Consider the following 24,446-nt stretch of genomic DNA (forward strand, 5'->3'; position numbering starts at 1 on the left):
GAAACTTCGACATCATTAAACATAATACACTAAACCTTAATAACTATTGTTATTACAATAAATCCAATGCGTGTGGGCTAACTTAATGTTAGCAGAAGCTAAATCATACTAAGTACTTTTTAGCAGGAGTTATTTAAGTTTAACTCCAAATCATCACGTTATAATTTTAGCTCGGCTAAAATAGGTGAATGATTCAAACCTTTAGCAACAAATGATTTAACACCATTTGGTAGCTTTGATTGTACTTGCACCGCTGATTCTTTATCGTTAAACGATGAAAAAATACAGGCGCCGGTGCCAGTTAATCTTGATGGCGCGTATTCTAACAACCAAGACATCAACTTGGCAACCTCAGGGTAGCGTTTTATAACCAACTTTTCGCAATCGTTATGACAACTATCCATATCAACATTATTAATGTCAATTTTTGCTGTATTTCTCGGTAATTCTTCAGCACCAAATATCTCAGCTGTCGATATTGAACAGTTAGGGATAGTTACTAAAAACCAAGGCATATCAACATCTATAGGGGTAAGGTGTTCACCTATACCTTCAGCAAAGGCTGTGAATCCACGTACAAACACAGGTACATCAGCACCTAGACTTATTCCTAACTCGGCAAGTTGATCCGTTGTAAAATTAAGTTTCCAAAGTTTATTCAATGCAAGCAAAGTCGTTGCAGCATTAGAAGAGCCACCACCTAATCCTCCGCCCATAGGTAATTGTTTTTGCAGCTTAATTTCAACGCCAAATGAACAGTTCGCCTTGTTTTGTAAAAGTTTAGCGGCTTTAACAATTAAATTGCTGCTATTACTTACACCGGCGATAGGGGTTAATAAATTTATTGTGCCACTGTTATTAACTTTAAATTCTAGTGTGTCACCAAAATCAAGAAATTGGAAAACAGTTTGTAGTTCATGATAACCATTATCGCGCTGGCCGGTTATATGTAGAAATCGATTGATTTTTGCGACTGAAGAAAACCGTTGAAAAGAGTCGTTCACTAATTAAGTTCCCAAGTATGTATAGCCATCTTTATAACTAATTGTTGATGTTTGATTGTTAATTGATTTGCCAGTCGTAAATTATTAACTAACTGATAGTTTTTATAGTGTAACTGCCAATATGTATTATTTACCCAAGCATTTAACGTTTCAGGTAAATTTGTTGTTTTTGAATAGGTTATTTGATCTTCGTGTTGTGCTTTTAACCCTTTTATCCAATAGACCAACGCATTTACTGGTAAACGCACTCCTGCAACCTGGTTTAATAAGTCTTCTAAATTATCATCCTGGTATGTTTTGCCATTGGCTTTTAATATATGGATGTTGTCTTCTGAACTTAACGACAATACATTTACACCTAAAAAGGTGGTGAGCTTTAAATTGGTAGTGTGTTGGGTTTGCCGCCAGTATAAATTAGCGCTTTGCTTGCTATCGCCTTCAATAAAGGCAATTTTACCTTTAATTGTCCAATTATTAAGTTGGCTTAATTGTTCGGCACGCTGACTTTTGTTTTGAAACAATTCTTGATCTGTTGCAACTTTTGTTGTGCTACAAGCTGTTAACATTGTCACTAAGATAAAAATAAAAGCATTCAATGTTGTATTCGAATTTTTTTTGCTGTGTTTTAACATTATTTTGATAAAAACCTTTATTTTTTTGTTGTTATCTTGTGACGCATCTTTCAATCAGCGTGGTTATTTCGTAAAATTAGCGTCACCATGATAAAATCTTTTAGCTTAATTAGCTAATGTTAGTTATTTCATCGGTTGTATATCTGAGTTTAAAAAGAAACTTAAGATTGTTTTTTATATTTACAGGTTATTTATATTTTAATATGTCCATTTTTGCTGTAGGAATTAATCACAAAACCGCGCCAGTATCTGTGCGTGAGAAGGTGGCATTCACTCCTGATAACCTTAACCATGCCTTACAACAAATGATAGATGAACTTGCTTGTAAAGAGGCTGCCATTCTATCTACTTGTAATCGTACCGAGTTGTATTTTGTTCAAGATAAGCCGATTAAAGAGGTGCAGCAGCGGATAACTGCTTGGTTAGAAAATTACCATAACGTACCTGCAAGTATGATTTCACCAACACTATATTGGCATCATGACCAACAAGCTGTGAATCATATGATGCGTGTTGCCTGTGGTTTAGACTCGCTGATATTAGGTGAGCCTCAAGTGCTTGGTCAAATGAAGCAAGCTTATAGCCAAGCTAAAGCCGCAGGGTCTATGCAAATGATCATGGAAAGATTGTTTCAACGAACGTTTGGTGTTGCCAAGCAAGTTCGTACAGACACAGAAATAGGGGCAAGTGCAGTATCGGTCGCTTTTGCCGCAGTAAACCTTGCCAAGCACATCTTCGCTAAATTAGAAAAAAGCAAGGTGCTTCTTATTGGTGCCGGTGAAACTATCGAGTTAGTTGCTAAACACTTATACGATAATAAAGTGGGTAAAATAACGGTTGCTAATCGTACTGTCGCCCGTGCTGAAAAAATGGCGAAAGAAATTGGCGCCGAAGTAATTACCTTGGCCCAAATACCAGAACACATAAGCGATGCAGATATTGTAATAAGTTCAACTGGTTCAACGTTACCAATTATAGGTAAAGGTATGGTTGAAACCGCATTACAACAACGTCGTCATCGACCAATATTTATGGTTGATATTGCAGTACCACGAGATATTGAAGAACAAGTTGGCGAACTTGAAGACGTATTTTTATATACGGTAGATGATTTACAGGGTATTGTTGCTCAAAATATGGAAAACCGTCGAAAAGCGGCTGACCAGGCTGAACAAATTGTTGGCAGCCAAACCGACGACTTTATGGCATGGCTGCGTGGTTTAAACACCCAGGGTGCGGTGATTGCTTATCGTAACCAATGCTTAAGTAAACGCGATGAGTTATTATTAAGAGCCAAGCAACAACTAGAAAATAATAAAGATCCTGATGCGGTTATCGCCGAGTTGGCAACCAAATTAACTAATAATCTAATGCATGCTCCAACTCGCGCATTGCAGTCAGCTGCACAGGGCGGCGAACTAGATAAAATTATATATCTTCATGATGTTTTTGATTTAGATAAAAAAGATAACTAAATTAAATAAATAGAGTTTGAAGATAACCTTACAAATTAACCTTTTGGTGAAAATAATTAAATGAATGAATCCGTATATCAAAAGCTTGAAATAATAGTAGAGCGTTTTGAAGAAGTACAAGCGCTACTGTCTGATCCTGACGTAATTGGCAATCAAGACAAGTTTAGAGCGTTGTCACAAGAGTTTTCTCAATTAGAAGAAGTGACAAAAGTTTTTGGTAATTATAAGCAAGCCGAAGATAACTTTGCCATGGCACAAGACATGATGAAGGATGAAGATCCGGACATGCGTGAGATGGCCCAAGAAGAATACAAAGATGCGAAAGCTGAAATTGAAAAGTTGACTGGCGATTTGCAAATTTTATTGATCCCACGTGACCCTAACGATGACAATAACTGTTTTGTTGAAATTAGAGCCGGTGCAGGTGGTGATGAAGCGGCTATTTTTGCCGGTGATTTATATCGTATGTACACTCGTTATGCCGAGAAAAAGGGCTGGCGCACTGAAATTCTAAACATGAATGAAAGTGAGCAGGGCGGTTATAAAGAAGTTATTGTTAAACTTGCCGGTGACAGTGTATATGGCCAAATGAAATTTGAAAGTGGCGGTCATCGTGTTCAACGCGTACCTGAGACAGAATCGCAAGGTCGAGTTCATACGTCAGCATGTACTGTTGTTGTTATGCCTGAAATTCCTGAGTCACAAGCGATTGAAATTAATAAAGCTGATTTAAAAGTTGATACCTTCCGCGCCTCGGGTGCTGGTGGTCAGCACGTTAACAAAACTGATTCCGCTATTCGTATTACTCATATTCCAACTGGCGTGGTTGTAGAGTGTCAGGATCAACGTTCACAACATAAAAACCGTGCGCAAGCTATGTCGGTTTTACAAGCTCGTTTACAACAAGCTGAAGATGAGAAACGTCGCAGCGAAGAGGAGTCATCACGTCGTAACTTAGTTGCCAGTGGTGATCGTTCTGAGCGTATTCGCACATATAACTATCCACAAGGTCGTATGACAGACCACCGCATTAACTTGACGTTATACCGTTTAGGTGAAGTGATTGAGGGGAATTTACAACTTGTACTTGACCCTATTTTGCAAGAAAACCAAGCGGACCAACTTGCGGCCCTTGCTGAACAAAATTAGAGTTTACTTTGCTAACAACTAATGTAACCCCAGCGAACGCTGGGTTAACTACCATTAAGCAGCTTTTCGATTATTCGAAACGCTGCTTTTTAACATTTGAAAATGACTATGATGCAAAAGTAGATAGTCAGGCTTTATTGTCAGCCGTACTTGATAAGCCAACTAGTTATTTAATTACTTGGCCAGAAAAAGAACTAACTGAAGCACAAATATCTTTATTTGAGAGTTTTGTAACACGGCGGTTAGAAGGTGAGCCTGTTGCGTTTATTACCGGTAAACGTGAGTTTTGGTCGCTAGATTTCTTAGTTGCTCCATGTACGCTAATTCCAAGGCCGGATACCGAAATACTAGTAGAAGCAGTGCTTGATAATAATCCAGTAGAGAAACTAGCGTTATTAGACTTGGGGACAGGTACCGGTGCAATAGCGTTAGCTTTGGCGTCCGAGCACAAACAGTGGCAAATAGATGCCGTCGAATATAATCAAGATGCAGTGCTACTTGCTCAAACTAACGCAAAACAACTTAACCTGGATCACGTTACTATTTATCAAAGTGACTGGTTTAATGCGATAAATAAAGATAAGCGTTTTAACGTGATAGTTTCTAACCCTCCTTATATAGCAGACGATGATAAGCACCTGAATGAGGGAGATATACGCTTTGAACCCAAGTCTGCATTAGTTGCTAAAGAACAAGGGTATTCTGATATAAGACACATTATAAATGTAGGCAGAGATTATCTAAACGACAACGGCCAAATGTACTTAGAGCATGGGTTTGAACAAAGTGAAAAAGTACAACAGTTGTTTGCTGAATATGGTTATCTGCAAATCGAAACATTCAATGACTTTGGTGGTAACCCTAGGATCACAAAAGCGATTAAAGCTTAAAGGAGTCAGTGATATTTCCCAAACTGTCGGAAAAAATCGCTGACCCCCTTTAAAAATTACTGAGCGTTAAGGCGTTGACCATTTACTGCTTTACTATCATCACTCATTAAATATAAGTATAAAGGCATGATATCTTCAGGCTCGCTAATTAAGCTTTTATCTTCTGCAGGGAATGCCGTAGCACGCATATTTGTTTTTGTTGCACCTGGGTTAATTGCATTTACTCGTAGACTTGAGCCTTCATATTCATCAGCAATCACTTGCATCATACCCTCAGTAGCAAATTTTGAAATGCTATAAGGTCCCCAAAATGCACGACCCTGGTTACCCACACCTGATGTTGTGAAAATTAATGATGAAGAACTTGATTGGGTCATTGCTGGAATTAATGCTTGTGCCAATTGCATTTGTGCATTCAGATTTACCTGCATTACGTCATCCCAAATTTGTGCGCTAATCTGAGTGAATGGTGTTAATTCGCCTAATATAGACGCGTTCAGTAGTGCACCGTCGATATGCTGCAACTGACCAATAATCGTAGATACCATATCTTTATAATGTTGAGCCGTTGCGCCTTTCATATCTAATGGAATAATTGCTGGCTCAGGGTACCCTAGGTTTAGAATTTCATCATAAACCTTCTCAAGCTTCTCAACTGTTTTTCCAAGTAAAACAACGGTTGCGCCAAATTTAGCATAGTTAATGGCAGCGGCGCGGCCAATGCCGGATCCGGCACCTGTTACTAAAATAGTTTTATTTTGCAGGCAGTTAGGTTGAGCTTGGTAATCGAACATAGTGAGTCATTATAAAAAATTTACATTGACGCTATTCTACCTGTAGTGAAAGCAGCTTTCGAGAATATTTTAAAATTTAATTTACAGTTTTTTTGTTTTTAATTTGTTGGAAGTTGTAAAAAAGTGTAGCAAACTGCCAAATGTTGCGGTAAGTTATATTTATAAAAAATAACTGGTCGTACTAGTTAACAATAACTTAACTGTTCGCTAACAAAATAATAACAGCAAGCGATGAAATTACATTCCTTTGGGGAGCAAAAATGAAAAAACTATTAATTGGCCTTGCAATTGCGAGTGCTCTTGGCTTGTCTGGTTGTGACGATGAAACAATTTCAGACATCGAAAAAGAAAATAATGAAGCAACCGCGACAGGACCTGATTCTGGTTTTACAAAAATATCTAGAGTACGTTTCGATCCCTCTTCAGGGGATGTAGCTCCTCCTAATGACTTACTGTTTATTGGCACCAATGATGGCACTTTAGATCTTCCTCTTAATGGTGGTGACCCTGCTGACTTTACTGACCCATTTGTTGCAGCCAATGCACTTGATGGCTGGTCAACTAACCAGCCATTCGTATTGAATTTTGAATTTGCTGATGGTGTATCAATAGAACCAGCTTCATTATTTGATATTGGCGCCGTTGCTATTTATGAAGTTGTTTTAGGGGCTAGTATTGTTGATGCTGACTGTGCTGCAGTGCCAGCGTTGGTTGGCTGTAAGCCAGTTAAAGAATTGGTGTTAACAGAAGATTACTTCGTACAAGTAATGGGCGGTTCCCTTGCTATTATTCCACTTAAGCCTTTAAAACCTAAAACAAGTTATATTGTCGCACTGACCAATAAATTAAAAGATACCAATGGCAATTCAATAGATGGTTCACCTACTTATAATCTGATCAAGCAAGATGTCACTGAATTTCCTCATTCGGATCCTGACCTTCTAGGTTTACAGCAATTAACGAATAGTTATGAAAATATTGCCGAAGGTTTTGGGCTGGTTAAAGACGAAATTATTTATACAATGACCATGACAACACAGTCTACGGTTGATTCATCACAAGTAACTAAGCAACTATTAGCAGCATCATTAAATCCGGCAACGGCTTTATTCCCTACGCCAGCAGTAACAGTAGAAGCAACACCTTATAGTGCAGCTGATATTTTAATTGCAGGCGGGTTAATTGCCGCTGATGACCTTGACCTTGTGCCTTTATATAAAAGTGCGAATCTTTATTCTGGTTCTATAACAGTTCCATATTACTCACAAGTACCAACCAGTGCTGACATTAGTGAAAACACATTTTGGAATGCAATGTGTGATTCTGGTGCTATGCTTGCCGGAGCACCTGCTGAGTATTTAGCCTCATTAACGCCAGGTATGTACGATGCTGCTTGTCAAAGTTTTGGTTTACGTGACTTTAGAGATGAACAAGGTAACCCTACTTTAGATCTAGAGCGTAATCTAACGAAATATAATCCAATTCCTAAAGTAAATGCTATGCAAGAACTTGATGTTCAAATGACAGAGCCAAATGTTGTTATTGCAAATGTTGTTCGTGAGGCTTTAGGTATTGCAGGCGAATTAGTTAAGCCTGAAGGCGGTTGGCCAATCGTTATTTTACAACATGGCATAACCTCTAAAAAAGAAGATATGTTGGCGATAACTGGCTTACTATCAATTAATGGTTTTGCAACGGTTGCAATCGATCATCCATTACATAACTCTCGTGGTTTTGATACTGATAATGATAGTGTTAATGAAGTAGATGCTGCTAGCAATCCATTTTATTACATTAACATCGCGAACTTGCTAAATGCTCGCGACAATTTCCGCCAGAGTGCTTCTGATACGTTAGCTCTGCGTATGGGCATTAACTTTCTATCCGGTGACCTAAACGCTGGAGTTGATGTAAACCCAACAGATGTTTATTATGTAGGCCACTCTCTAGGCGCCATGACTGGTGTAAATTTCCTTGCTCTGACAAATACAAGTTTAGATGAACAAGTGGATGGTTTATTTAATGTTAAAGCTGCATCATTAGCTTCACCTGCTGGTGGCGTTCCTAACTTTGGTATGGAATCAGCTTCATTTGGTCCGTTGATTAAGTTTAATTTAGCGGCAAGTCTTTCACCTGACTTTGCTCAATTTGCTGCAGCTCAAAGTGAAAACCCTAGCGCTGAAGAAATGGCAATGATTTGGCAGTCATTCGTAGATAATGTAGGCGTACCAGCTGAATTAAGCGGGGCTTTTGACTTATGGACTTTTGCTGCACAATCAATTTCTGATTCAGCAGATATGATTAATTATTCAGAGATGTTAAAAGGCAATGGCACACCATTGCATGTGATAGAAATGGTTGGTAATGGTCAAGAGTTTAAATCTGATCAAGTAATCCCTGTAACGGTTAGCTCAGCACCACTAGCAGGTTCGTCAGCGATGATTAACCTATTAGGTGTTCCAGTTGTTAAACCTGTATTTTCTGAGGAAATGCCTGCTTATTACCATGAAGGCTCTGGTGCAGTTAAGTTTATAGCTGGTGATCACAGTTCATTACTTGACCCTACAAGCAGCGTTTCGGCTACCTTCGAAATTCAAGCGCAAGTAGCAACATTTTTTGTAACTCAAGGAAATGCTATCGCTGTTACCGACGGTAGTGTTGTTTTGAAATAATTTTTCACAAATATTATTTCTTAAAGGAGGCTTTTGCCTCCTTTTTTGTTTCAACAAATTAATAATCATGTAGAATCAGTTTATACCAATTTTTATCATTCAAGTGTTAGGAGAACTTACTTGGAATTTCTTTACGAATACGGCTTATTTTTTGCCAAAGTCATTACGTTTGTTATCGCAGTTATTGCTATCATTGCCGCAATCGCCGGTGCAGCCCATAAACAAAAACACAAAAAGGGTGAGCTGGACATTACCGATTTGTCAGAGCAATTTGACGATGTAGAACATCATATGACCGAACATTTGCTGAGCAAGGAAGAGTTTAAGCAACATGAAAAAGAATTAAAGAAACAACAAAAGCTGCAAGAAAAAGCAGATAAAAACAGCGAAAAAGAGACTAAGCATCGCTTATTCGTTGTGGACTTTAAAGGCAGCATAGATGCTCGTGAAGTAAACAGTCTGCGAGAAGAAATAAGCGCTATTTTAGCTGTAGCAAATAAAGACGATGAAGTGTTTGTTCGTCTTGAAAGTGGTGGCGGTATGGTACATGGCTACGGCCTGGCTTCTTCGCAACTTGACCGAGTTCGCCAACAAGGTATTCCATTGACTGCTTCCGTTGATAAGGTCGCTGCAAGTGGTGGTTACATGATGGCTTGCGTTGCCGACAAAATTATTTCCGCGCCGTTTGCTATTCTTGGCTCCATTGGTGTAATCGCGCAAATACCAAACTTCAATAAACTGCTGAAAAAGAGCAATATTGAATTTGAACAATTAACCGCAGGGGAATACAAACGTACTTTAACTATGTTTGGTGAAAATACCGATAAAGGCCGCGAAAAGTTTGTTGAAGAACTTGAAGAAACGCATTTATTGTTTAAAGAATTTGTGAGTGAGCACCGTCCGTCATTAGATATTGCTAAAGTGGCTACTGGCGAGCACTGGTTTGGCCTTAAAGCTAAAGAACTTGGCTTGGTTGATGATATTCAAACCAGTGATGATTATTTATTACAAGCGTCAAAAGAACGCAAAGTAATTGCTATTAAATACGAAGTGAAAAAAGGTCTCGCTGAAAAATTTGGTAAAGCAGCATCAGTTTCTGTTGAAAATGTTGTAAATAAATTATGGCAAAATAATCGAATTTTCCCAAGCTAACTAAACAGAGTAATAGAATTACAGGTTTAATATGAAACAACAATTTTGGCACGACTGTTGGGATAACACCCATATCGGTTTTCACCAAGATGAATTGCAACCGTTACTGGTTGAATATTTTCCTGATTTACTTGAACCGCAAGACAGTAGAATCTTTGTTCCGTTATGCGGTAAAACCTCAGACTTATTATTCTTTGCTGATCGCTTTAAAGTGATTGGCAATGAATTAAGTGCTGTCGCCTGTCGAGATTTCTTTTTAGAAAACCAACTTACCCCGCAAGTCAAAGAAAGCTTAAGTTTCAATATTTACCAGCAGGGTAATATAGAACTTTATCAGGGCGACTTTTTTGCCCTCAATAGCAAACAGTTTCAACCGTTTGATTGGATTTACGACCGTGCTGCATTAATTGCATTTCCAGAGGAAATGAGAGTTGCCTATGTGCAACATATTAACCGCTTTATCAGTGCACAGACCCGAGTGTTTTTATTAACTCTGGAGTTTCCTAAAGATGAAATTCAAGGCCCACCTTTTTCTGTTGATGAAGACGAAGTCATGCGGTTATTCAACGGTTGTAAGATAACCAAGGTAACTGAAAGGGATTTAACCGGACAAAAGTTTGCTCGAAGAAAACTAGCCGTTAGCTCGTTAACTGAGAAACTTTATATTATCTCAAAGTAATTATTTTTGAAAAAATTAAAGTATTTAATCTTGGTAATTCGAAATGAAATGTATTTGTGATTTGTTCCATAAAAAAAGGCGCTTTGAAAGCGCCTTTTTTATATGTTTAATACAAGTATTAATCGAGCTTTTGATCTTTTAAATGATGGAAGTCAATACGGTCACGACTAGTGTCATCTTTAGAGTTAAAGACTTCTTCATCGAACTGGCCTTCTGACTTACCAACAACAACTGTAACCATTGAGTCACCAGTTATATTTACCGCAGTGCGCACCATATCTAATAAACGGTCAACACCGATGATCAAACCGATACCTTCTACTGGTAGGCCAACCTGAGCCAATACCATAGCAAGCATAATCAAACCAACCCCAGGAACACCAGCAGTACCAACTGATGCAAGAGTCGCGGTTACGATAACCATTAGGAAATCACTTACGCTTAAGTCAATGTTAAATACTTGCGCGATAAATACTGTGGCCACACCTTGCATGATTGCGGTGCCATCCATATTAATAGTTGCGCCAAGTGGCACTGTAAATGAAGCAATAGAGTTATCTACACCTAATTTTTTAGTTGCGGTATTCATTGTTGAAGGGATCGTTGCGTTACTACTTGCCGTGCTAAAAGCGAATAGGGCAGTTGTGCGCATTTTCTTCAAAAAGATAATTGGGTTTAAGCCGGTAAACGCTTTTAGTAATACCGGATAAGTGATTAATGCATGAATCAACAATACAAATAACACTAATAAGAAATAAGCCAGTAAGTTTATAATTGTGCTCATCTCTATTTCAGCAAATAGAGTGGTCATTAAACAGAACACGCCGTAAGGTGCAAGGTTCATTAGAATGACAACCAAACGCATGATCACTTCATTGAAGTCTTCAAAAAGTTTTGCAACTCGTTCGCCAGCAGGGCCTGCAAGTGCCACGGCTAAACCAAACAATAGAGCAAATACGATAATTTGTAACATGTTACCTTGTACAAATGCATCGAATGGGTTGCTTGGAAACATATCAATAATAACTTGTGCTAACGATGGTGCTTCTTTTGCGCCATAAGTTACATCGGCTGTCATGTTTACACCTTCACCAGGTGCAACAATTAATGCCGCTATAATAGCGATTGAAATCGCAATCGCTGTGGTAACAAGGTATAAACCTACTGCTCTACCGCCAATTCGACCAAGTTTGGATGTATCGTTTAGAGAGCAAGTACCACAAATAAGTGATACAAAAACTAAAGGCACTACTAACATTTGTAAGCTTGATACAAATATCTTTCCACCTATTTCAAATATGCCGTCGACAAAAAATCCACGTACTGAAAAGTCAAAAAGATAAAGTGGGATCAGAAGATCGCCATCTTTAGGTAACATTGCTTGAAATATACCGCCCAGAATAATACCGGCAATCATGCCTATCACTATTCGGCGAGTTAAACTATTCGCACTTTCTTTATTCATATTGCCTACTTAATTTAGTCATGGTTATTTTACTATTATTAATTCTACAAGCTTTTCGCTAATAGTGTTAATGGTATGTTGATGAATTTATTAAAATTATAGCCTACTTTCATTGTTATCTATTTTATTAAAGCTCGGCAATAAATTTTTTGTAGTAAAGGGTAACTATTTTGTCACCAATCAGTTAAGATGAAAAATAACGAAAAATAAAAATAAATCAGGGAGAGAGCTTTTTATGAAGCAGCTTCGAAATTTTTTCTACTTATTATCATTAATTTTAATAGTAGGTTGTGATGGTGATTCTTTTAGCGGTAAAGATGATGACACTACACCACCAGATACAGTCGTTGAAACTACAATAGAGTTATCTATTGATAATCAAAGTATTGATATCGATAACCCAGCGACTATTTCAGCTACTGTAAAAACAGATGGCTCTCCCGTTTCAGGTGTTGTCGTCGCCTTCTCATCTGATCTTGGATTGTTTGATGTCCCTTCAAGCTCAGCTCTTACAAATTCTGATGGTGTTGCCATAATTGGTTTAACCGCAGGTCCTACCGCAGGAGCAGGAACGGTTACCGGTACTGTTTCAGTTGACGGCTCTGATTATTCTGGAACTGTGGGTTTTGAAACAAGTGGTGAGCAAGACACTATGATCACCTTAAGTTTGAAGTTAGTTGCTCCGGGCACAACTGATGAACTTGATGTGATAAACGCCACAACACCAGGTCAAATTATTGCAACAGTCAATGGCATAGACTCACCTGTGATTGTCACATTTACTACTGATATTGGTGAGTTACCAATTCCAACAGCAATTACCAACGATGAACATAATGCCATAGCAAATATCTATGCTGGTAATGAGCTTGGAGCCGGCACTGTAAAAGCTACTCTCAGCTCTGGTGAAACGGGTGAGGTTCTTATCGTTGTTGGCGCTACTGATATATTAATGGGGATCACAGAAGATTCTTCATTTACTGAAGGAAAAGCCGGGTTAACCCTTTCCGAAATAACCGCAGGTGCAACTTCTGTTGTTTATGTTGAAATTGTTGATGCTGATGGTCTTCCTTACACTCAGCCGGTAGATGTAGAGTTTTCATCTGTATGTAGTAATGCGGGCTTTGCAGCATTAAGTAGTCCAGTGACTTCGTCTAATGGAATTGCAAGCAGCACTTATTTAGCTCAAGGGTGTAGTGGTGATGATCCAATTACGGTTTCAGCCAACGCTGGTGGCATTAATTTAAATGCCAGTACTACTTTATCTGTTCTACCTGCATCGTCTGGAAGTATTCAATTTGTTAGTGCGACTCCTGAAAATATTTCTTTAAAAGGGGTGGGCGGACAAGAAAGTTCAACTGTTGTGTTCAAGGTACTCGATACTAATGGTAATCCGGTACCTAATATAGATGTTGCATTTGCATTAAATACAGAGGTTGGCGGCATCACGATGACTCCTGAAGTTGCGACAACTGATGCGTTTGGTCTTGCTCAAACGGTAGTTAATTCTGGGACAGTTGCAACGACTGTTAGGGTTACTGCTGGGGTATTAATTGATGGGCAACCGGAAATATATTCACAATCTAGTTTACTTGTTATATCGACAGGTATTCCAGACCAAGATAGCTTTAGTTTATCTGCCGACATTTTAAACCCAGAAGGTTGGGATGTAGATGGCAATACGGTTAATGTAACCGCCCGCTTGGCTGATGCATTCAACAACCCTGTACCAGATGGTACTGCGATAGCGTTTACCACTGAAGGTGGTTCGATCGAACCTTATTGTCAAACAATAGGTGGTGCTTGTTCTGTGCAATGGACTAGTCAACAACCTAGACCTGAAGGCATTCTCTTAGGTGACAACGATCCGACCATAGTTAACGAACTTGGCCAAAAATATGGTGGTCGAGCGACTATATTAGCTATTGCAATCGGTGAAGAGTCTTTCCCAGATCTTAATGGTAATGGTCGATTTGATACGTCAGAGTTTGCCGCTTTTGGTGGTAATGATGTAAGTGGGCGTCCTTATGATTTGGAAGAAGCATTTGTTGATCATAACGAAGATAGAATATATAACCCACAAGATGATACCGGTGAAGTCGGTGGTGAAAACGAAGTGTTTGCCGACTTTAACAATAATGGTATACATGATGCCCCGGACGGTGTTTATAACGGCAGTTTATGTGCTGAAGATAATACTAACTGTTCAGCAACAAAGTCAGTCAATGTACGCGGCGAATTAGTATTGGTAATGTCTGGTAGTAGTGCAAATTTTGTTCGACAAAGTACATTTGATGCTTCAGAAGATGATTTGTTAAATATAGATGATGACGATGTTGTGAATATTACCGGTGAAAATACCGGTGGCGCTAGTGTGATCATAGCTGATTTACACAACCAACCTATGCCTGCTGGTACCGTAATTGAGTTTACTGCTACAGCTGGTTCAATTGTAGGTCCGGATACATTTACTTGGCCTAACGATAACCATAATGGTGGTTTATCATTTGGAGTAAGTATTGAAGGTGAAGATGAGCCAAAATCGGGTACGTTAATTATATCAGTAACAACTCCTGCTGGAGTTAATACAACATACTCAGGTATTTCAATTGTAATAGGTGCGGCTACGCCACCAGCGCCTTAAATCTAAATATTTATAAAAGCCTCGCAAGAGGCTTTTTTTATGGGTAAAAATAATAAACACTAAAAATTGTTCATTATTTAATCGAAAAGTGAAAATAGTTAATAAAATTGAATATTTTTCTTTATGTTTTAATTTAAATTTTATTATGATGGCGCCTTTAATATTGGTAATTTTAATTAATCATCTTCATTTGTTTCAGCAAAATTAAAAAAATAATTGCTTGTCAGTGGTAAAATTTACATATATACCTAATAGCAATTAACAAATTTTTTTGAGTTATGAACTAAATTTAACTCAACACAACATTATTTCGGATTGAATAATCAAGGCCTGAATACAGGAAAGTAAACGTTTATGGCAAAATCTCTGGTAATTGTCGAGTCACCTGCAAAGGCTAAGACGATTAACAAATATCTCGGCAAAGACTTCATTGTTAAATCAAGTGTTGGTCATGTGCGAGATTTACCGACAAGTGGTACCGGTAAAAAAGCAGCAACTAAATCTCCAGCTGAAGTTCGGGCGATGACGCCTGCAGCAAAAGCTAAATATAAAGCGAAACGTGAAAAGGTCGCTTTGTATAACCGCATGGGCATTAATCCTGAAAAAAATTGGGAAGCTACATATGCGGTCTTGCCAGGCAAAGAAAAAGTCGTTGATGAATTAAAGAAATTAGCAGATAAGGCTGAGATGGTCTATCTCGCAACCGATTTGGATCGCGAGGGAGAGGCGATTGCTTGGCATTTGAAAGAAATAATTGGCGGTGAAGATGAACGTTTTCGTCGTGTAGTATTCAATGAAATAACACAAAGTGCGATTCAGGAGGCCTTTAACCAGCCTAGTGAGTTAAATATGAATGGCGTGAACGCCCAACAGGCGCGTCGCTTTTTAGACCGCGTAGTGGGCTTTATGGTGAGCCCTTTACTTTGGAAAAAGGTAGCCCGTGGTTTATCTGCCGGTCGAGTACAGTCTGTTGCTGTTAAGCTTGTAGTTGAACGCGAGCGTGAAATTAAAGCGTTTGTTCCTGAAGAGTTTTGGGAAATTGAAGCTGATACCGTTACTAATTCTGATGTTGACTTAAAGCTGGACGTTGCCCGTCAAAATGGTAAAGCGTTTAAGCCTACCAATGAAACACAAGCAATGTCTGCCGTGGCAACGTTACAAGCTGCTGAGTTTAAAGTCAGTAAGCGTGAAGATAAGCCGTCTAAAAGTACGCCTTCTGCGCCATTTATCACCTCAACGCTGCAACAATCTGCAAGTACTCGTTTAGGTTTTGGTGTTAAACGGACTATGGGATTAGCTCAACGTTTATATGAAGCCGGGCATATTACCTATATGCGTACAGACTCAACCAACTTGAGTAAAGAAGCAGTTGCTAATTGTCGCGATTACATTAGTAAAAACTTTGGTGATAATTATTTACCAGAGCAGGCCAAAGTGTACGGCGCAAAAGCGAATGCACAAGAGGCTCATGAAGCCATCCGTCCTTCGGATGTGACAAAAGAAGCTGCGTTTCTTGACGGCATGGAACAAGATGCTCGTAAGTTATATGACTTGATTTGGCGTCAGTTTGTTGCGTGTCAAATGACCGCGGCACGTTACGACCTAACAACTTTAACGGTTACAGCCGCTGAGTTTGATTTAAGAGCGAAAGGCCGTGTGATGCGCTTTGATGGTTGGACTAAAGTTCATTCAAGAAGTGCCGGTAAGTCTGGTAGCGAAAATGATACTCATTTGCCTGATATTGCCGTAGGTGAATTGGTAAGCTTGAAGCACCTAGAGCCAAGCCAACATTTTACTAAACCAATCGCTCGCTTTGGCGAGGCATCGTTGGTTAAAGAACTGGAAAAACGTAGTATAGGCCGACCTTCTACCTACGCATCAATTATTTCAACCATTCAAGATCGTGGTTATGTACGTCTTGATTCTAAGCGTTTCTACGCTGAAAAAATGGGTGAAATAGTAACGGATAGTTTATCAGGTAGTTTCAAAAAATTAATGAACTACGATTTCACTGCAAACATGGAAATGCGTTTAGATGAAATTGCTGATGACAAAGCATTTTGGAAAGACGTATTAACTGAATTTTACACTGAGTTTACCGGTCAATTGGCTTTAGCTGATAAAGATATGGAAGAAGGCGGTATGCAGCAGAATTTACCTGTTGTTACTGATATTGATTGTCCTACTTGTGGCCGTAAAATGGGAATTCGTACCGCTTCTACTGGTGTATTCCTTGGCTGTTCTGGTTACAGCTTACCACCGAAAGAGCGCTGTACTAAAACCATGAACCTTACTCCTGGTGAAGAAGCTGTTAGCGTTTTATCAGAAGATCAAGAAACAGAAGCATTAATGGCAATGCACCGTTGTGGCAAATGTGGCACAGCAATGGATAGCTACTTAATCGATGAAACACGAAAACTGCATGTGTGTGGTAACAATCCTGTTTGTGATGGTTATGAACTTGAAATAGGTGAGTTTAAAATTAAAGGCTACGACGGTCCAGTACTTGAATGTGATCGTTGTGAGTCGGACATGGAACTTAAAAACGGTCGTTTTGGTAAGTATTTTGATTGTACCAATGAAGACTGTAAAAACACACGTAAGTTGTTAGCCAGCGGTGAAGCTGCTCCTCCTAAAGAAGATCCGGTAGACTTGCCTGAACTTAAATGTGAAAAATCTGAAGCATTCTTTAAATTAAGAGATGGCGCAGCAGGTATTTTCTTAGCAGCAAGTACGTTCCCTAAATCTAGAGAGACAAGAGCGCCGAAAGTTGCAGAGCTGCATCGTTTTAGAGATAGAATTTCTGAAAAGTTCTATTATTTAGCTGATGCACCTCAAAAAGATGCCGATGGTAACCTTTATGTTGTTCGTTACTCACGTAAAACCAAAGAGCAGTATGTGATGACTGAAGTTGAAGGTAAAGCAACCGGTTGGGTAGCTAAATACGTTGATAACAAATGGGTTGAAGAGCAGACTAAGAAGTCGGCTAAACCGAAAAAGGCTGCTAAAAAAGCACCAGCTAAAGCTAAAAAGGCCGCGACTAAGAAATAGTCAAAGTTTTAACGTTTAAAGTAAAATAATAAAAAGCCGCATTTATGCGGCTTTTTTTTTACATCAGGGATGATGGAATGTCGACTTGCCATGGATGGTAATAAAGTCGACTCATGTCAGGGATGATGGAATGTCGACTTGCCATGGATGGTAATAAAGTCGACTCATGTCAGGGATGATGGAATGTCGACTTGCCATGGATGGCGTTAAAGTCGACTCATGTCAGGGATGATGGAATGTCGACTTGCCATGGATGGCAATAAAGACGACTCATGTCAGGGGTAATGGAATGGCTTACAAGACAAAAAGGTATAAAAAATAAATTTTTATAACAAAAAGTTAACTTTGGTATAGATTAAATTTAAATATTGATATATATTTTAATTCTAAGAACGCAGCCATCTATATCAAATAAATATGAAACTACAGCAATTACGTTATATCGTCGAAGTCTTAAATAATAACCTTAATGTGTCAGCAACGGCTGATAGCTTGTTTACCTCGCAGCCAGGTATTAGTAAGCAAGTGCGTATGTTAGAGGATGAACTTGGTATACAGATATTTGGACGTTCTGGTAAACATTTAACTCACGTAACTCAGGCGGGCCATGAAGTAATCCGCATTTCTGCTGACATTTTATCGAAAGTTGAAGGCATAAAGTCAGTTGCAAGTGAGTATACTCAACCTGATGAAGGTAAACTTCGCATTGCAACCACTCATACCCAAGCAAGGTATGCTCTTCCTGATGTTATCAGTGGTTTTGTCAAAAAGTATGACAAAGTTTCATTACATATGTATCAAGGCACACCTGCTCAAATAAGCGATGCAGCTGCCAAGGGTGAAGCTGACTTTGCTATTGCCACAGAATCTCTACATTTATACAACGATTTGATCATGTTGCCTTGTTACCACTGGAACCGTAGTATAATCGTAAGAAAAGATCACCCATTAGCTAAGCTTGAAAATCTTACGATTGAAGACGTAGCAACTCATCCGCTTGTTACCTATGTGTTTGGTTTTACTGGGCGTTCAGTGTTAGATAAAGCCTTCCAACGAGCTAACTTAAAACCAAAAATTGTATTTACTGCTACAGATGCTGATGTAATTAAAACCTATGTGCGCTTAGGTGTTGGCATTGGGGTAGTTGCAACAATGGCAATTGACCCTGAGCAAGATAAAGACTTAGTTGTTCTAGATGCCAGTCATTTGTTTGAACAAAGCACAACCAAAATAGGTTTCCGCAGAGGCACGTTTTTACGTGGTTATATGTTTGATTTTATTGAACGCTTTGCACCTCATTTAAATAGAGATATTGTTACTAAAGCGATGTTGCTTAAAAATAATGATGAAATAGAAAATCTAATTGGTGATATATCACTACCAGTTAGATAGGTTTAAAAAACGAGAAACGAGAAACGAGAAACGAGAAACGAGAAACGAGACTCAATTCAGAGGATAGATTTTAAGTTTTGAATGAAAAAAAGCGCCAAGAGGCGCTTTTTTTCTAGAGGAAGAGAATTTTCAAAGACACTCAACGCTCTTCGTTTCTACTTTCTAGCCTCTCGTGTCTTTAATTAACATTCGATGATGTTAACCGCTAAACCACCACGAGAAGTTTCTTTGTATTTAGTCTTCATGTCGTTGCCGGTTTCCCACATGGTTTTTATTACTTTATCAAGCGATACTTTTTGAGTGCCAGTGCCGCGCATTGCTAGGCGAGAAGCATTAATTGCTTTAACCGAGCCCATTGCGTTACGTTCAATGCAAGGGACTTGTACAAGACCGCCTACAGGGTCACAAGTTAAACCTAAGTTATGCTCCATACCAATTTCAGCGGCATTTTCTACTTGTTTAGGATCTCCACCTAATATTTCTGTTAATGCACCTGCCGCCATTGAACACGCTACACCGACTTCACCTTGACAGCCAACTTCAGCGCCCGAGATAGAAGCGTTGGTTTTATATAAAATACCTATTGCCGCAGCGGTAAGTAAATATCTAATACAGTCTTCGTCGGATACAGGTTTAACAAATTTATCGTAGTAACAAAGTACTGCTGGCAATATTCCTGCTGCACCATTTGTCGGTGCAGTCACAACTTGCGAGCCAGCCGCATTTTCTTCATTCACCGCTAACGCAAACAAGTTTACCCAATCCATAGCTTGTAGCGGATCAGCATTTTTTTCTACGGTTAATAAGCGAAATAAGCTGGGAGCTCGGCGAGTTACTTTTAAGCCTCCTGGTAAAATCCCCTCGGTTTTAATACCGCGGTCAACACATGCGTACATTGCTTTCCAAATTTTAACCAGTTCAGCTCTAATAAAGGCCTCACTATTTAAACACTTCTCATTGGCCATCATGATTGAGCTGATACTTAACCCGCTTTCTTTACACAACTCTAAAAGCTCATTGGCACTACTGAAACGATATGGACGTTCTATATTGGCATGCAAAGATAAGGCTTTATCTTTTTCTTGTTCAAACTCACTATCTTCAACAATAAAACCGCCACCAATTGAATAATAAGTTTTTTCTAAGACAATATTATTGCCATTAAAGGCAAAAATAGTCATGGCATTTGCATGAGCGGGCAGGGTTTTTCTACGGTGGTATACGATCGCATCTGACTTTGGAAATGAAATACTCGTTTCATTGTTTAAGATGATCTTTTCGTTCGCGACGGTAGTTTCTAAAATGCTGTCTATTTTCTCTACAGCTACAGACTCGGGTGCTTCACCATGTAAACCAAGTATCACCGCTTTACCGGTACCATGACCAATACCTGTTTGGCCAAGTGAACCAAAAAGCTCTACTTTAATTCGATTTACATCGTTAAATACGTTTTCTTGTTTTAATGAATCGATAAAACGGTTTGCCGCTCTCATTGGTCCAACAGTATGAGAACTGGATGGTCCAATACCAATGGAGAACATATCAAATACACTGATCATAATAAAACCTGAATTTTTGAGCGAGTTGTTTCGCTTAATTGAAATTATGTTCGGATTTTAACTTAAAAGTAGAAGTAATCTCAATTGTTTAAAATTTTATTTTAGGTGGCCAACCAGATCTTTTAAAATTGCCGCGGTAGCACCCCAAATGTTGTAGTTTAAATATGGCATAAAATAGATATTATGCTCAACTCCTTGGCGTTTGAGCTGATAATTAAGGTGATTTTTTTCGTTAGTGAAATGAGGAAACGGTACACTAAAGATTTCTTCCACCTCATTTTGGTCAATTTTAAAAGGGTAATTTTGGGGAATAAAGCCAATAATTGGGGTAATTCTAAACCCTGTAATGGTGTGGTAATCATTTAGCTGACCGACAATATCAACATCTTTACGGTATAAGCCGATTTCTTCTTCCGCTTCGCGTAATGCCGTATCGGTTAAATTAATGTCACGGGCTTCAACCTTGCCGCCGGGAAAACTTATTTGACCAGGATGGTGTTTTAGGTGCTTTGCTCTTTTGGTTAATATAACTTCTATGCCTAGTTTAGTTTGAACTAGTGGGATTAAAACACTGGCATGTTTGAGGTTACCGGTATGTTGGTAACCACTTTCTATATCTCCTAAGTGATGATAGGAAAAACGTTGTAAAAACTGCTGCTTATCCATTTGCCCAATCCGTTTTTTATAACTCACCAGTAAAAAGTTTAAGGCGGTATTATTTTAGTATAGGTAGAATTTTATTAACTTTATCAAAAGTTTCTTGGTATTCGCTGTCTACATTAGAATCTGCTACTAACCCTCCGCCGGCCCAACAGTGAATTTTTTCATTTTCACAAAGTAAGGTTCTAATGGTAATGTTGGTATCCATTTTTCCGCACGCAGAAATATAGCCAACAGAGCCACAATAAACACTGCGGCGATGTGGTTCAAGCTCTTCAATAATTTCCATGGCCCTAATTTTAGGTGCGCCAGTGATAGAGCCACCCGGAAACGCGCCTCGTAATAAATCGGTGCCGTCAAATTCTTGCGCCAGCATACCTTCCACGGTACTGACTAAATGATGCACAGCAGGAAAACTTTCAATAGCAAACAGCGAAGGTACATTGACGCTGCCAGCTCGACAAACTTTTGATATATCATTTCTTAATAAATCAACAATCATCAGGTTTTCAGCTCTATCTTTGGCTGAATTTTGTAAATCAATTGCATGTTCTTTATCAAAATCGCTGATATTGGAACGAGGCCGAGTGCCTTTTATTGGCTTGGTTTGCACTTTTTGATGTTTGAGTTGTAAGAAGCGCTCTGGTGAAACACTTAAAATGACACCATCTTCGATACGCATAAAAGCAGAGAAGGGAGCATTATTGCTGTGCCTTAACTTTTTGTAGGCGTTAAACTCTTCACCTTGATACATGGCGCTAAAGCGCTGTGCCAAATTAATTTGGTAGCAATCACCAGATAATAAATAATCTTGTACTTTAAAAAAATTATCGGAATATTGTTGTTTAGACATGTTTGAGCGCCAATCAGAAGTAAGTTTGAATTCTTCTAGTTGTGAGCTTTGAACACTCAGTTTGGTTTCTATCTGCTCAGTCAGTTGCTTTAAATTGTTTTCAAAACTTATTAAACAAAACTGCTTTGTCGTTCGATCATAAACTATTGCCGATTTATAAATTCCTACCGCCATTTCGGGCATAGTAATATCAATAGAACTTGTTGCCGGTAATTTTTCAAATCGACGGCCTAAGTCGTAGCTAAAATAACCGACTGCACCACCACAAAATGGGATGCCTTGCTGTTCTTCAACATTATCAGGGAACACTTTTTGTAGAGTGTGTTTAACTAACAGCAGTGGATCATCAGTAGAAATTTCTAGCTCATCTGATGCTAACCATTGAATACGGGTTGAATTAATTGATGTTTTTAGCGTTACAACAGGGTCAAACACCATAATGTCATAATGACAATCAACATGCTCACTATCGCCTGAGTCAAGCCAAAATGCCCAGGTATCATTGGCCCAGTGTTCAAATAACTGTTCAGGTGTTAAACCATTTGTACAGTCGAGCAGGGTAGTAAAGTATGATGCGTTATTTTCTTGTTTCACTAGGCGTTTTGAATCATTTGGGGCTCTATTTATACACGTGGTATAAACCGATAAGTTTAGTTAGCAATATTGTAGCAAACTTTCTCATTATTCCACACCTTAAAAATAGCCAAATGTCTTATTGAGATAAGGCTTATACAGGGGTATGATACGTGCAATTTAATACGTTTCAGATAAAAAATTTAACCGAATTGTATTGTCGGCAATAAAAATGAAACGTTCTTACCAACTAAACGTTAAGATGAGAACACTATGACGGTTATTAAACAGCAAGATTTTATTGATAGCATTGAAGATGCATTGCAATATATATCTTTTTACCACCCAATTGACTTTATTCAAGCACTTGAGAAAGCATACAATAAAGAACAAAGCCAAGCTGCTAAAGATGCTATTGCGCAAATTCTAATTAACTCAAGAATGTCTGCCCAAGGTAAACGCCCAATTTGTCAAGATACCGGTATTGTTACCTGTTTCGTTAAAGTTGGTATGGATGTTAAATGGGACAACACAGACTTAACTGTACAACAAATGGTGGATGAAGGTACACGTCGTGCTTACCTAAACCCTGATAATCCACTACGTGCATCTATTGTTGCTGACCCTGCTGGTAAACGTGTTAATACTAAAGATAATACTCCGTCAGTTGTTCACATAGATTTAGTTGCCGGTGCAGAAGTTGAAGTGATGATCGCTGCTAAAGGTGGTGGTTCAGAAAACAAAACTAAAATGGTGATGTTAAATCCAAGTGATTCTATCGCGGATTGGGTAGTTAAAACTTTACCTACAATGGGCGCAGGTTGGTGTCCACCGGGAATGCTAGGTATAGGTGTTGGTGGTACTGCTGAAAAAGCTGGTGTACTTGCTAAAGAAAGCTTAATGGACCCGGTAAATATTCAAGAGCTTATTGAGCGTGGTCCACAAAATGCTGAAGAAGAGTTACGTTTAGAAATTTTTGAACGTGTTAATAAATTAGGCATTGGCGCACAAGGCCTTGGTGGTTTAACAACTGTTGTTGATGTGAAAATAAATTCAGTTCCAACTCATGCTGCATCTAAGCCTGTAGTAATGATCCCCAACTGTGCCGCAACTCGTCACGTACATTTCCATCTAGATGGTAGTGGTCCAGCAGACTTAACGCCACCTAAACTTGAAGAGTGGCCTGAGATCACTTGGGAAGTTGGTGAAAATGTTCGTCGTGTGAATGTTGATGATTTAAAGAAAGCAGATGTCAGTGATTGGAAAACTGGTGAGACAGTTTTACTTTCAGGTACCATCTTAACAGGTCGAGATGCTGCTCATAAACGTATTCAAGATATGTTAGCAAAAGGCGAAGAATTGCCAGTAGATTTCACTAACAAATTTATTTATTACGTTGGCCCAGTTGATGCTATTGGCGATGAAGCTGTAGGTCCAGCAGGCCCTACAACGGCAACACGTATGGATAAATTTACCGAGATGATGTTAGCTGAAACAGGACTTTTAGGCACCATTGGTAAAGCTGAACGTGGAGCAGCAACGGTTGAATGCATCAAAAACCATAAATCAGTTTATTTAATGGCTGTTGGTGGCGCAGCTTACCTTGTTTCTAAAGCAATCAAAAAAGCAAAAGTAGTTGCCTTTGAAGATATGGGAATGGAAGCTATCTATGAGTTTGAAGTAGAAGATATGCCTGTAACCGTCGCGGTAGATAGCACTGGTGAGTCAGCTCATGTTACTGGCCCGGCAATTTGGCAGAAAAAAATTGAAATAATAGACGCAGCAAAAGCCTAGTTTATTAG

17 protein-coding genes are annotated in these 24,446 nt (G+C 38.8%); 10 read left to right on the plus strand and 7 right to left on the minus strand.

Annotation, left to right across the window (positions count from 1 at the left end):
* Window positions 1-158: 158 nt before the first annotated feature.
* Both ispE and lolB read right to left on the minus strand, forming a co-directional pair.
* On the minus strand, window positions 159-1,004 hold the full coding sequence (ispE, locus tag RI845_RS06840; protein WP_348388992.1) for a 4-(cytidine 5'-diphospho)-2-C-methyl-D-erythritol kinase: 846 nt from the start codon (window positions 1,002-1,004) through the stop codon (window positions 159-161).
* A complete protein-coding gene (gene lolB, locus RI845_RS06845; RefSeq protein WP_348388993.1) occupies window positions 1,004-1,570 on the minus strand; it encodes a lipoprotein insertase outer membrane protein LolB in 567 nt (188 codons plus the stop codon). The genes ispE and lolB overlap by 1 nt, the downstream gene beginning before the upstream one ends.
* A 269-nt stretch (window positions 1,571-1,839) precedes the next feature.
* Between lolB and hemA the strand changes: the two genes are divergently transcribed.
* From hemA to prmC, 3 genes are read left to right on the plus strand one after another with little or no spacing between them, the layout of a single operon-like run.
* Window positions 1,840-3,111 (plus strand): glutamyl-tRNA reductase, encoded by a 1,272-nt coding sequence (gene hemA, locus RI845_RS06850; RefSeq protein WP_348388994.1) that lies wholly within the window; start codon window positions 1,840-1,842, stop codon window positions 3,109-3,111.
* 60 nt (window positions 3,112-3,171) lie between these two features.
* Entirely contained in the window at window positions 3,172-4,260 is a 1,089-nt protein-coding gene (gene prfA / locus RI845_RS06855; protein ID WP_348388995.1) for a peptide chain release factor 1, read from the plus strand.
* Between the two features lie 8 nt (window positions 4,261-4,268).
* Complete coding sequence (gene prmC, locus RI845_RS06860; protein ID WP_348388996.1) at window positions 4,269-5,150, plus strand: peptide chain release factor N(5)-glutamine methyltransferase; 882 nt, start codon at window positions 4,269-4,271, stop codon at window positions 5,148-5,150.
* Window positions 5,151-5,206: 56 nt separating this feature from the next.
* Here the strand turns inward: prmC and RI845_RS06865 are convergent, their stop codons facing one another.
* Complete coding sequence (locus tag RI845_RS06865) at window positions 5,207-5,944, minus strand: YciK family oxidoreductase (protein ID WP_348388997.1); 738 nt, start codon at window positions 5,942-5,944, stop codon at window positions 5,207-5,209.
* Window positions 5,945-6,204: 260 nt separating this feature from the next.
* On the opposite strand from RI845_RS06865, the gene RI845_RS06870 reads away from it, so the two are divergent.
* The 3 genes from RI845_RS06870 to RI845_RS06880 all read left to right on the plus strand — a co-directional run bounded on the left by RI845_RS06870 (window position 6,205) and on the right by RI845_RS06880 (window position 10,447).
* On the plus strand, window positions 6,205-8,616 hold the full coding sequence (locus tag RI845_RS06870; protein ID WP_348388998.1) for a VolA/Pla-1 family phospholipase: 2,412 nt from the start codon (window positions 6,205-6,207) through the stop codon (window positions 8,614-8,616).
* A gap of 120 nt (window positions 8,617-8,736) precedes the next feature.
* Window positions 8,737-9,768, plus strand: coding sequence for a protease SohB (gene sohB, locus RI845_RS06875; protein WP_348388999.1), 1,032 nt, complete (start codon window positions 8,737-8,739; stop codon window positions 9,766-9,768).
* A gap of 31 nt (window positions 9,769-9,799) precedes the next feature.
* Window positions 9,800-10,447: a thiopurine S-methyltransferase gene (locus tag RI845_RS06880; RefSeq protein ID WP_348389000.1), complete on the plus strand. Its 648-nt coding sequence runs from the start codon at window positions 9,800-9,802 to the stop codon at window positions 10,445-10,447.
* A gap of 118 nt (window positions 10,448-10,565) precedes the next feature.
* On the opposite strand, the gene RI845_RS06885 is transcribed toward RI845_RS06880, so the two are convergent.
* On the minus strand, window positions 10,566-11,912 hold the full coding sequence (locus tag RI845_RS06885) for a dicarboxylate/amino acid:cation symporter (RefSeq protein WP_348389001.1): 1,347 nt from the start codon (window positions 11,910-11,912) through the stop codon (window positions 10,566-10,568).
* 235 nt (window positions 11,913-12,147) lie between these two features.
* On the opposite strand from RI845_RS06885, the gene RI845_RS06890 reads away from it, so the two are divergent.
* The 3 genes from RI845_RS06890 (at window position 12,148) to cysB (ending at window position 18,999) form a co-directional block, all read left to right on the plus strand.
* A complete protein-coding gene (locus tag RI845_RS06890; RefSeq protein WP_348389002.1) occupies window positions 12,148-14,556 on the plus strand; it encodes a hypothetical protein in 2,409 nt (802 codons plus the stop codon).
* A 354-nt stretch (window positions 14,557-14,910) separates the two neighbouring features.
* On the plus strand, window positions 14,911-17,607 hold the full coding sequence (gene topA, locus RI845_RS06895; protein WP_348389003.1) for a type I DNA topoisomerase: 2,697 nt from the start codon (window positions 14,911-14,913) through the stop codon (window positions 17,605-17,607).
* 417 nt (window positions 17,608-18,024) lie between these two features.
* Window positions 18,025-18,999 (plus strand): HTH-type transcriptional regulator CysB, encoded by a 975-nt coding sequence (gene cysB / locus RI845_RS06900; protein WP_348389004.1) that lies wholly within the window; start codon window positions 18,025-18,027, stop codon window positions 18,997-18,999.
* A gap of 182 nt (window positions 19,000-19,181) precedes the next feature.
* Here the strand turns inward: cysB and RI845_RS06905 are convergent, their stop codons facing one another.
* From RI845_RS06905 to pabB, 3 genes are all read right to left on the minus strand, one after another.
* The gene (locus tag RI845_RS06905) at window positions 19,182-20,558 is read right to left on the minus strand and encodes an L-serine ammonia-lyase (protein WP_348389005.1); all 1,377 of its coding nucleotides are present in this window, start codon (window positions 20,556-20,558) and stop codon (window positions 19,182-19,184) included.
* A gap of 96 nt (window positions 20,559-20,654) precedes the next feature.
* Complete coding sequence (locus RI845_RS06910) at window positions 20,655-21,224, minus strand: CoA pyrophosphatase (protein WP_348389006.1); 570 nt, start codon at window positions 21,222-21,224, stop codon at window positions 20,655-20,657.
* Between the two features lie 49 nt (window positions 21,225-21,273).
* Window positions 21,274-22,665 (minus strand): aminodeoxychorismate synthase component I, encoded by a 1,392-nt coding sequence (gene pabB, locus RI845_RS06915; protein ID WP_348389007.1) that lies wholly within the window; start codon window positions 22,663-22,665, stop codon window positions 21,274-21,276.
* A gap of 252 nt (window positions 22,666-22,917) precedes the next feature.
* Between pabB and RI845_RS06920 the strand changes: the two genes are divergently transcribed.
* A complete protein-coding gene (locus RI845_RS06920; RefSeq protein WP_348389008.1) occupies window positions 22,918-24,438 on the plus strand; it encodes a fumarate hydratase in 1,521 nt (506 codons plus the stop codon).
* Window positions 24,439-24,446 lie beyond the last annotated feature (8 nt).

The organism is Thalassotalea nanhaiensis, from assembly GCF_031583575.1.
GTDB classification, from domain to species: Bacteria; Pseudomonadota; Gammaproteobacteria; order Enterobacterales; family Alteromonadaceae; genus Thalassotalea_A; species Thalassotalea_A nanhaiensis.